The organism is Pseudomonas sp. KUIN-1 (assembly GCF_009176725.1).
Classification (GTDB): Bacteria; Pseudomonadota; Gammaproteobacteria; order Pseudomonadales; family Pseudomonadaceae; genus Aquipseudomonas; species Aquipseudomonas fragariae.
In genome coordinates, this window is record NZ_AP020337.1 from 4,673,135 (window position 1) to 4,684,715 (window position 11,581).

Sequence of the window (11,581 nt, forward strand, 5' to 3'; positions counted from 1 at the left end):
TGCCCTTCAGGCAGCAGCCTCAGGCAGAGGCTTCGTAGGAGGGGTAAAAGCAGAAGTACTGTCGCAACAGCTGCACGAACTCCAGATACTCTGCAGAAACCTGACACAATTGAAAACCGGAGTCATAACTGCCAGGTGTCTCGTCTTCGTGACACCAGAGGCACTTGGCGCTCACATCGATGGGCTGTCCGATATTGCCATTCGGCAGTTTCAGGCACAGATCGAACCTCGCCCCCACCAGGATCGGCAGGCTGCTGATAAGCATCAGCCCCTCACCGGAGACATTCCCCAGACACCCCACCAGCTTGCCGGTATGACGATTGAAAACCTGCAGATAATCCTGCAGTTGATGGCGTTCGATTTTCCGCTCTTTATACATGGCAGGCTGCCTTCCGGGACCGGTGCTGCGACCACGCAACACTGTGTGTTCGTTGCGGATGTCGAATACGCTGCACGACAGAGGCTATCCAGGAAACAGTCTCGACCCGGAGCCCTGCAGCTCGTCCGCTTAATGACCTCAGACTAGCTCACAATTAGTCGAAATCCACCCGAACACAGCACCTTCCATTCAAACGAGGGTAATTATTTCGATACGGGAGCGTTTCGAACAGGTACAGGTATGGGTCTGGCAGGTTGAGCCCTGGGGTAAAGGCCTGTTTGTGCCAGCGTGTCGAGTCTGGCGCGTGCGCGGAAGGCGTATTCACTTTCCGGATACTGCGCCATCAGGAATTGATAGGTCTGTGCCGCATCGACATACAATTTCTGTCGCTCCAGGCACTGGCCGCGCAACATCGACACTTCCGGCTGGACATAACGGCGCGAGCGGCTCTGGCGTTCGACCTTGGAGAGATCGAGCATCACCCGATCACAGTCACCTTCCTGATAGGCACGGTAGGCGTGATCGAGGTTGGAATTCATCGCCCAGCGGGTGCAACCGCTGAGCGCAGTCAGTAATACAACAATCGTTACAATACGCATGGGACTCTCCTGTTCTCTGCCCTGTATCGGCGTCACGGCCTGTTTCTTCAGGCCAATAGAGCGCCGGTTGTCAGCCGATTGCCCTCCCTGACCCTGACACGGTAGTGCAAAGGAACAATGACTAAAGACCCAGACAGGAGTAGCCTCTCGCTGCGCTTCAATTAAGGAGTTTGTGCATGACCGTTCGCCGCACCAAAATCGTCGCCACACTTGGCCCTGCCAGCAACTCGCCGGAAGTCATCGAACAACTGATCCTTTCGGGTCTGGACGTTGCTCGTCTGAACTTCTCTCACGGTACTCCGGACGAGCACAAGGCTCGCGCCAGGCTGATCCGCGAAATCGCCGCCAGACACGGGCGCTTCGTCGCTCTGCTGGGCGACCTGCAGGGTCCGAAGATCCGTATCGCAAAGTTCACCGACAAGCGAATAGAGCTGAAGGTCGGTGACAAGTTCACCTTCTCCACTGCTCATCCGCTGACCAGTGGCAACCAGCAGATCGTGGGTATCGATTACCCGGATCTGGTCAAGGATTGCGGCGTAGGCGACGAGTTGCTGCTCGACGATGGTCGCGTGGTCATGCGCGTCGATACCCAGACCGCTGACGAACTGCACTGCACCGTGCTGATCGGTGGTCCGCTGTCCGACCACAAAGGCATCAACCGTCGTGGTGGTGGCCTGACGGCGCCAGCACTGACCGAAAAAGACAAGCAGGACATCAAGCTCGCTGCCGAGATGGACCTGGACTACCTGGCCGTTTCCTTCCCGCGCGACGCCGCCGACATGGAATACGCCCGCCAGTTGCGCGACGAATCCGGTGGTACGGCCTGGCTGGTGGCCAAGATCGAACGTGCCGAAGCCGTTGCCAACGACGAAGTGCTGGATGAGCTGATCCGCGCCAGTGACGCGGTCATGGTCGCTCGTGGTGACCTGGGTGTCGAAATCGGTGATGCCGAACTGGTCGGCGTACAGAAACGCATCATCCTGCACGCCCGTCGCCACAACAAGGCGGTGATCGTCGCCACGCAGATGATGGAGTCGATGATCTCCAGCCCCATGCCGACGCGTGCCGAAGTGTCCGACGTGGCCAACGCCGTGCTCGACTACACCGACGCCGTGATGCTGTCGGCCGAAAGTGCTGCAGGCTCCTACCCGATCGAAGCGGTTCAGGCCATGGCCCGTATCTGCATCGGTGCTGAAAAGCACCCGACCGGCAAGACGTCCAGCCACCGCATCGGTCACTCGTTCACCCGTTGTGACGAAAGCATCGCGCTGGCGGCCATGTACACCGCCAACCACTTCCCGGGCGTGAAGGCGATCATCGCACTGACCGAAAGCGGCTACACCCCGCTGATCATGTCGCGCATCCGCTCCTCGGTGCCGATCTACGCGTTCTCTCCGCACCGTGGTACTCAGGCGCGTGCTGCGATGTTCCGTGGTGTCTACACCGTGCCGTTCGACCCGGCAGCGCTGCCGCCAGGTCAGGTCAGCCAGGCCGCAGTCGACGAACTGCTCAAGCGTGGTCTGGTCGAGCAAGGTGACTGGGTCATCCTCACCAAGGGCGACAGCTACCACACCATCGGGGGCACCAACGGCATGAAGATTCTGCACGTCGGCGACCCGTTGGTCTGATCGCAGCACGTTGCAAGCCAAGGCCCCGTCTCGCAAGAGTCGGGGCCTTTTGCGTTGGGTCAGCCTTATTGTGATTATCGTGTCGAAGAACGAGAACTGTAACTGACGTGCCTCTTATTCCCGCGCCACAAACACATCCGCCAGCAACTGATTACGCGGCAGCCCGGCCAGATACAGCCGTTTGGCAAACATCTCCACGCTGTCGGCACTGCCGCACACCAGCGCCATCGCGTGCCGCGACAACAGGCGCAGTTCGGCCAGGGTTGCCTGTAACGTCTGCGGAGTAACCAGCTGAACATGCAGGTGGGGGTAACGTTCAGCCAGAGCGCGCAGTTCATCGGCCAGATAGTGCTCCTGGCTGTCGCGGGCCAGGTGAATCACGCGTATCGCGCCTTGATGGTCCTGACGCAGAGCCTCGCGCAGCACGCCCCACAAGGGACCGAGCCCGGTGCCGGCGGCCAGCAGCAACAAGGGCTTCTCCTGCCAGTCCGGGTCGTAACGCAGCGCCCCGCCACGCAACTCGCCGAGCCTCAGGGCGTTGCCGACCTGCAACTGGCGGGCAACGTCACGGAAGGCCCCGGGCTGCAGGCAGTCGATGTGAAACTCCAGAAACGCATCCTCACCGGGAAGGCTCGCCAGCGAGTAAGGCCGCGCAACACCGCTGTCAGTCCACAACACCTGGTGCTGCCCGGCGCTGTAGCGCAAAGGCCGCGCAGGCTCCAGACGCAAACGCAGCACCGACGCAGAGAGCCAGTCGCAGCCTGCCACTGTGGCAGGCAGACCATCCCGCTGCGGGTCGAACACCTCGACAGCCAGATCCCCCGCCACTCGGCACTGACAGGCAAGCCGCCAACCCTGCTGGCGCTTTTCGGCAGGCAGCGCGTCGGGCAAAGCGTCTTCAGGCTCGCCCTTTACGACGCGCACCAGACACGCGTGGCAACTGCCGGCACGACAGCTGTAAGGGACCGGAATACCGGCATGGTTCAGGGCGTCGAGCAGATTGCTGGCCGATGCCACCGACCAGCTAAGCTCACCCACATGCAATTGAGGCATCAAAACGGCCTGTGCAGAAAATAACGGCGATTGTACAGACTGGCCTGTCGGGCGGGTTATACTGCCGCGCCTTTTTGCGCCCGCTATCGCCAACCTGACAGCTCTGGTTCAAGCCGCAGTTCCAGACTGCCGCCGATAGCGTAATTGAATGTTCCCGTCCTTACAGAGGAGCGCGCCGCATGACCGTGATCAAGCAAGACGACCTGATTCAGAGCGTTGCAGACGCACTGCAGTTCATTTCCTATTACCACCCCGTGGACTTCATCCAGGCCATGCACGAGGCGTATCTGCGTGAAGAGTCGCCTGCCGCTCGTGACTCCATCGCCCAGATCCTGATCAACTCGCGCATGTGCGCGACCGGTCATCGCCCGATCTGCCAGGACACCGGCATCGTCACGGTTTTCGTGCGCGTGGGGATGGATGTTCGCTGGGACGGCGCCACCATGGGCCTGGACGACATGATCAACGAAGGCGTGCGTCGCGCGTACAACCTGCCTGAAAACGTGCTGCGTGCCTCGATCCTTGCCGATCCGGCAGGCGCTCGCAAAAACACCAAGGACAACACCCCGGCCGTCATTCACTACTCCATCGTCCCGGGTAACACCGTGGAAGTGGACGTCGCGGCGAAAGGCGGCGGTTCGGAAAACAAATCGAAGATGGCGATGCTCAACCCGTCCGATTCGATCGTCGACTGGGTTCTGAAAACCGTACCGACCATGGGCGCAGGCTGGTGCCCACCGGGCATGCTCGGCATCGGCATCGGCGGCACCGCAGAAAAAGCCGCGGTCATGGCCAAGGAAGTGTTGATGGAATCCATCGACATTCATGAGCTTAAAGCCCGCGGCCCGCAGAATCGTATCGAAGAGATGCGTCTGGAGCTGTTCGAGAAGGTCAACCAGCTGGGCATTGGCGCTCAGGGCCTGGGCGGTCTGACCACCGTGCTCGACGTGAAGATAATGGATTACCCGACCCACGCCGCGTCGCTGCCGGTGTGCATGATCCCCAACTGCGCCGCCACCCGCCACGCGCACTTCGTACTCGACGGCAGCGGCCCTGCTTCGCTGGAGGCGCCATCGCTGGACGCCTACCCGGAAATCGTCTGGGAAGCCGGCCCATCGGCCCGCCGCGTCAACCTCGATACCCTGACCCCGGAAGAAGTACAAAGCTGGAAACCGGGCGAAACCGTTTTGCTCAATGGCAAGATGCTCACCGGCCGCGACGCGGCGCACAAGCGCATGGTCGAAATGCTCAACCGGGGCGAAACCCTGCCGGTGGACCTCAAGGGTCGCTTCATCTACTACGTCGGCCCGGTTGATCCGGTGCGCGAAGAAGTCGTCGGCCCGGCCGGCCCGACCACGGCCACCCGGATGGACAAGTTCACCCGGCAGATCCTCGACCAGACCGGCCTGCTGGGCATGATCGGCAAATCCGAACGCGGCCCGACCGCCATCGAAGCGATCCGTGACCACAAGGCCGTGTACCTGATGGCCGTCGGTGGTGCTGCCTATCTGGTGGCTCAGGCGATCAAGAAATCCCGCGTCGTGGCCTTCGCCGAGCTGGGCATGGAAGCGATCTACGAGTTCGAGGTCAAGGACATGCCGGTGACCGTGGCCGTAGACAGCAACGGTGAGTCCGTACACATCACCGGCCCGCAGATCTGGCAGAAGAAGATCAGCGACAGTCTGGCGGTGGAAGTGCAGTAAGCACCGGATAAAACCCGTCTCATTGAGGCGGGTTTTATCGTTTATGGTCAGCGCCAGGTTTGCGCCGCGCCGCTTTTTATAGGCCGATGCAGCGGCATCCTCCTGGCCATTTGGTCGGCGAAGGTAAACGGCTGCCATCCTCGATAACGTTCGAACTCTTGCCACTGGGCCATGCTTTCAGAGCAGACTCAGACCGATGCCGTCATACCCATCGGGTCTGCATATAGCTCCTGCACTCGGCTTCCTCATATCGCTCGCTTCCTTCACTCGTTATATTAGTTAACACACTCGTACCTGAGTGAGCAGCAAAAAAGCTGTCATCATTAAAAGTAACAGTGTGCTTACTCTCCCACTTGTTCTCTAAGATCCAGGCGCCAAAGTGCAGAGTGCGCATAGGAAAATATGAGCAGCGCCCAGGTGTCTGCGTTACGTAAAAGCAGGTTGCTCCTGAGTGTTTTATCGGTCTGCAGTTTTTTTTCTACATCGCTGGCGTGTGTGCTGCCGACGAGTGACAGCAACGTTTTTTTGGAAACGTTTTTTTCAGAGGTTGTGGCGAGCTTTTTGTCATGCAACCCTGCTCCGACTTCGTAGGCTTCCTCCGAGGTGTCTTGGCTATTAGGATTTATGGTGTGTCCTTTTCGATAGTAATAGAAATCTTCAGTGTTTAGCTTTATATGTGAAAGCTCGTGAATAAACGTCATGGCCATTACTTTTTTTGATTCTTTTAGCCCTGCTTCCGTGAAAAATATTCGCTCGTGAGGGTCACCCTTCATGACAAAAGCAAGCTCAGTGGGCACCTTGCTTTTTACAACCACCAGCTGCTCGGCATTTTCATTTTTGTAACTGATTGCAGCGGCATGAAGGGTTCTGACGTTGTTTAATAGCACATCATGGTTAGAATCCTGCCCCCCCAGTATTTGATCTGCCAGCGCAGAGGCGTTAGCGAGCTCGGGGTTCTCCAGTGCCTTGATCGCCTCGGCAGTCGCTGTCACTGCATAATCAATTGCGTTTCTTAACGTACCCGCTGTGTCACTATTATTTTTTTGAAGGTCCGTAAGCCCGCGGCTCAAAATAGGCCCCCTCTTTAAACGCACCTCTAATTCTGTCATGTCGTATTTTGTTTTGTATTTCGCGAGTCCCGATGCATCTCGGTAATTAACAGGTGAGTTTGCGATGAACTGATAAAGATTCAACCCATCCACATCCCCCGCCGGGTCCGGATTGATCCACCTTTGCAACCACGGCGCGTAATACCTGAACCCGTAATAATAAAGCCCGCTGGCATCGCGTTCTTTACCCGAGTAACGAACTGTTTTGTACTTGGCTTCTACTGAACTGCGCGCCGCCCACCAGGCCGTGCCGCCAAACGGATAATAACTTTCCTGGCTGATCAGGCCGCCTTGCTGATCAAGCTCCAGCGTGCTCGAGCCCAGATGATCACCCAGGCTGTAACGCACCTGATCGTTCGCAACAGCATCTGGTTTTCCCGCTTCCCAGTGCAACACCCGCACGCTGTTGCGACCCGCCTGAGTATTAATAACGTGAAGGGTTTCGCCATCGGCTGTGGTGCGGATTTCCAGCCCCGGCAGGTAGCGCACTTCGTTGGTCAGTGTGCGACCTGATGCCTGTGCGGTGCTGATCTTGCGACAACGCTGACCCTGCCCATCGTAGATATAACGCTCTTCATCGTTCGGCTGGTCTTCACGTTGCACGGTGGTGATGTGCTGCAACTGATTACGCGCATCCCAGCTCATGGTCTGCCCACGCACGAGTTGCAACAGGTTGCCGTTGGCGTCGAAACTTGTGGCGAAATCCACTTCTCCTTCATCGTCGGGCAGGCTGCGATTGCTGTCGGGATCAACGTGCATGTTGCGGGTGAAGTTGTGCGCGCCCTCGTGGCGCATTTGCAGCAGATTACCCGCAGCGTCGTAGCGGTAACGCTGTGTAGTTGCTGACCTGACACGGGTCATCCGTCGGCAGAGATTGCAGGCCCGGCAACGCCGGGCCATGGCTGGCACCGTTTCTGACTTCACAGCCGCTGGCTTCGATCAGCTGATACAGCGTGTCGTACTCGAAGCGACTGATCGGCTCGACGAGCTGGTTGTTGCAATAACGGTCTGGCTGGGACGCATCGTTGACCACCAGAACATTACCGACCGGGTCATAGCTGTAAATCAGCTTTTGCAATAGCGCGCCATCCGCCGCCATCGCGCTGAGTGCAGCGAGCCGGCTGTCCTGCGGATCATATTGGAAGTGACTGACAACACCATTGCCGGCCGTTTCCTGCTCGACCTGGTCAAGCGCGTTGTAATGAATTTCACCGACCAGCGTTTGCGGTGGTGAGGCACCGGCCAATGTCAGTTCAGCCGCTTTCAACTGCCCAGCGACGGTCAGGCCAAAGGCCTGTGTATTGCCCATGGCATCGGTCTGCCAGATCGCTTCGCCCAGCGCATTGACCCCACAGCGGGTTTGCAGCCCGACAGGCTCAAGCAATGCATCGCGCTCTGCTTCGCCCAGCGGCCAGTCCGGACTTTCAGGCGCTTGCAAAAAATGCCGTTCCTCACCCAGCGCAGCGCCAGGCAGGCCGTAATCATGCAGCAAACGCGAGCCTGCCGTATCGTCATGGCGAATCAGTTGATTGCACTGGTTATGCTCAGCGGCGTCGGCACCACCATAGGCCAGGCGTTCGACGACAAGCCCCTGCTCTGTCACAGAGACCGGGCGCAACGAACTGTCGTATTCCATCAAGCGCTGAGTGCCTCGCCCATCGCAGCTTTCAAGCAACTGCCCGGCCTCGCCCATCAGGTTCAGTCGCCAACCCGAGTCGACGCTTTCACTCAGCAAAGCCGCTCCGGACAGACTGAACCTGACCACCCGGTTTGCCGGGGTCTGCGCTTCGGTTTCCGAGCGACTGAACAGACGCGGATCACGACCGACAACCGGACGCCCTGCCCGGTCATAGCGCTGATGGGTCACCCGCGCGGCAAGAGGCTGCCCGGCCACAGTTCGACAGAACTGCACGCTACGCACAACCAGCGCACGCGGATCAATGACCACCAGTAGCGGCGTATTGCTGTGCACAATCGAACTCATGACCTTCATCCATGAAAGTTTGATAAGAACACTATTTCCTGCCTGACAGGATCAGTGCACGGACGTGCAGCACGAAAAATCAAGCTCATACTTCAAATACAGACCGGACGCCCTCGCGCGACCACAGCATCCTGCATCTACTTAACATAGCCTCGCGCCTTCATTTTTGAAACAACCTGCTCTCTTCCGAGAAAAAGCCCTAAAAATGCAATATTATCTGCATTATTACGCAGGATGCGGTCCCTGACACCCGGGTACGTTAAGCGGTTAACGTGGATATCTTGAAGACTACGGGTTGCAAACAGACTTGTTACATCATCTGCCGTCAGTTTACCTTCGCGAATCATGCTATCAATATTCGAAAATATGACGTGGTCATGCTGCCCTGCTGTGACATGACTTGCCGACTCTAACATGCTCTGCAAATGCTCATCCACGTCACCTGGTGTTAACTGCTCAACACCTTCATCCCGATTGACGTTCGCATTCATATAAATGTAATCCTTCGAACGCCTCTGCGTGGTATGGGAAATTTCATGGCCCATTACCAGCGCGGTTCCCAGCACATGAAAATCCAATACCTCCCGCCCTAAAAATATTCTTTTGTGTGGGTCGTTTGAAAAGGTAAGACCCTGAGTACCTGGCTGCCTGCCAAAGACGGCAAACTGATTAAACCCGTGCCCTGCCGTATAATCCTGCACCACGTCGTTCAAACTCGCGTACTGACTGGCCATTTCGGGCATTTGTGCCAGTGATGTATACCCCATGACATTCCAGACGACGACTTTTTGCGTTTCAGTTAAATCTCCGCTATTAAAAACACGCTGACTCTCCTTATAGGCCACTTCAACAACCTCAAGGGCATGACCCAGCTTATCTGTCGGAGGCTTCTTCAACAGTTTTATATTTTCTCTGCCTCGAGCGATGAGGGTGAGGCCACTTGAACTGGCCTGCTGCTCGTAAGCGTCTTGAAAGCCCTGATAAGGTCGATGTTGCAAACCCGCTATATCTTTATTTCGTAACGGACTATTCCGAACCATTGTATAAAGATTCAACCCATCTACAGCCCCCGCCGGGTCAGGATTGATCCACCGCTGCAACCACGGCGCGTAATACCTGAACCCGTAGTAATAAAGCCCACTGGCATCGCGCTCTTTACCCGAGTACCGAACTGTTTTGTACCTGGCGTCCACTGCACTGCGCGCCGCCCACCAGGCCGTACCGCCGAACGGATAATAACTTTCCTGGCTGATCAGGCCGCCTTGCTGATCCAGTTCCAGCGTGCTCGAGCCCAGATGATCACCCAGGCTGTAACGCACCTGATCGTTCGCAATAGCGCTTGGCTTTCCGGCTTCCCAGTGCAACACTCGCACACTATTGCGACCCGCCTGAGCGGTGATGACATGGAGGATTTCGCCATCGGCCGTAGTGCGAATTTCCAGCCCCGGCAGGTAGCGCACTTCGTTGATCAGCGTGCGACCTGATGCCTGCGCGGTGCTGATCTTGCGGCAACGCTGACCTTGGCCGTCATAGACATAGCGTTCGTCATCGTTCGCCCCGTCTTCACGTTGCACAGTGGTGATGTGCTGCAACTGGTTACGCACATCCCAACCCATAACCTGACCACGCACCAGTTGCAGCAGGTTGCCGTTGGCATCAAAACTCGTGGCGAAATCCACATCCTCGTCATCGTCGGGCAGGCTGCGATTGCTGTCCGGTGCAACGTGCATGTTGCGGGTGAAGTTGTGTGCGCCTTCGTGGCGCATTTGCAGCAGGTTACCCGCAGGGTCGTAGCTGTAATGCTGTCTGTAGTTGCTGACCTGGCAAGGATCGAGCGTCGGGACAGGTTGCAGACCGGGCAGCGCCGGACCATGACTGGCACCGTTTCTGACCTCACGACCCGTGGCTTCGATCAACTGATACAACGTGTCGTAACAGTAGCGGTTTATCGGCTCAATACGCTGATTGCCGCAATACCGGTCTGGTTGCGAGGCATCGTTGATGAGTAGAACGTTACCTGCCGGGTCATAGCTGTAATTCAGTTTTTGCAGCACTGAGCCGTCAGCAGATAGCGCACTGAGTTCAATCAGCCGACCGTCCTGTCGATCATACACATAGCGGCTGACCACGCCATTTCCTGCCGTCTCCTGCTCGACCTGGTTGAATGCGTCATAGTCAATTGCACTGACCAGCGTTTGCGGCTGTTCCGTATTGGTCAGGGTCAGTTCAACAGCGTGCAGTTGCCCCGCCGCACCGTAACTGAAACGCTGGACGTTACCGTTGGCGTCAGTCTGCGCCAGCGCTTCGCCCTGCGCGTTGAAAGCCCGGCGTGTCTGCAGGCCGACGGGCTCCAGCAGTGCATCACGATCAGGTTCGGCAAGTGGCCAGTCCGGGCGGTCAGGCGACTGCAGGAAACACCGTTCCTCACTCAGAACCCCGCCCGACAGTCCATAGTCCTGCAGCAGGCGCGAGCCTGCCGTATCGTCATGGCGAATCAGTTGATTGCACTGGTTACGCTCAGCAGTGGCGGGCCCGCCATAAGTGAAGCGCTCGGTCATTCGGCCTGATTCGTTGATCGCCAAAGGGCGCAATTGCGCGTCGTATTCGATCTGGCGCGGGTTGTCACGTCCGTCCCAGCCGTCGACTAACTGCCCCGCTTCGCCATTGAGGCTCACCCGCCAACCTGAGTCGACACTTTTCGATAGCAGCAAAGCCCCGGACAAACTGACGATTTGCATCAGGTTCACAGGCGCACAGACACCGTATTTCAAACGACTGGCAAAACGTGGATCGCGACTGGCGATCAGTCGCCCGGCCTTGTCGAAATATTGCTGCGTCACCCTGGCTTCAACAGGCTGATCATCAGCGCCACGATAGAACTGCACACTGCGTACCGGCAGGGCCCGTGAATCGCTGACCGCCAATTGCGGCGTATTGGTGTGCATGATCGAGTTCATCCTTGAAACCTCTATCCGCCGTTAGTGACGCCCTTCAACCATAACAGCAGACAAACGGAAGCACGCGGCTTGGTCAAGAACCAATAGGCATAAACTTTGGGTGGTCAATCGCCAATGAATATACCTTCAGCGGCGGGCGCTAATGCTTTGTTTTTATAGGAAATGCTTG

General features: G+C 57.5%; 6 protein-coding genes and 1 pseudogene. 2 read left to right on the forward strand and 5 right to left on the reverse strand.

Annotated elements, in window-relative coordinates:
- Window positions 1–19 precede the first annotated feature (19 nt).
- A complete protein-coding gene (locus tag KUIN1_RS20950) occupies window positions 20–379 on the reverse strand; it encodes a PilZ domain-containing protein (RefSeq protein WP_003406342.1) in 360 nt (119 codons plus the stop codon).
- Window positions 380–582: 203 nt separating this feature from the next.
- Window positions 583–978 carry a tetratricopeptide repeat protein gene (locus tag KUIN1_RS20955; protein ID WP_003345370.1) on the reverse strand — a complete coding sequence of 132 codons (396 nt, stop codon included), beginning with the start codon at window positions 976–978 and terminating at the stop codon, window positions 583–585.
- A 176-nt stretch (window positions 979–1,154) separates the two neighbouring features.
- On the opposite strand from KUIN1_RS20955, the gene pyk reads away from it, so the two are divergent.
- Window positions 1,155–2,606, forward strand: coding sequence for a pyruvate kinase (gene pyk, locus KUIN1_RS20960; protein ID WP_003363893.1), 1,452 nt, complete (start codon window positions 1,155–1,157; stop codon window positions 2,604–2,606).
- A gap of 114 nt (window positions 2,607–2,720) precedes the next feature.
- On the opposite strand, the gene KUIN1_RS20965 is transcribed toward pyk, so the two are convergent.
- Entirely contained in the window at window positions 2,721–3,659 is a 939-nt protein-coding gene (locus KUIN1_RS20965; RefSeq protein WP_152092251.1) for an iron-sulfur-binding ferredoxin reductase, read from the reverse strand.
- Between the two features lie 179 nt (window positions 3,660–3,838).
- Here KUIN1_RS20965 and KUIN1_RS20970 point away from each other — a divergent pair, with 179 nt between their 5' ends.
- Complete coding sequence (locus KUIN1_RS20970; RefSeq protein WP_011268799.1) at window positions 3,839–5,362, forward strand: fumarate hydratase; 1,524 nt, start codon at window positions 3,839–3,841, stop codon at window positions 5,360–5,362.
- Window positions 5,363–5,703: 341 nt separating this feature from the next.
- Here the strand turns inward: KUIN1_RS20970 and KUIN1_RS20975 are convergent.
- Window positions 5,704–8,455: pseudogene (locus KUIN1_RS20975) on the reverse strand (RHS repeat domain-containing protein).
- Window positions 8,456–8,592: 137 nt separating this feature from the next.
- Window positions 8,593–11,412: an RHS repeat-associated core domain-containing protein gene (locus KUIN1_RS20980; RefSeq protein ID WP_152092252.1), complete on the reverse strand. Its 2,820-nt coding sequence runs from the start codon at window positions 11,410–11,412 to the stop codon at window positions 8,593–8,595.
- Between the last annotated feature and the right edge of the window lie 169 nt (window positions 11,413–11,581).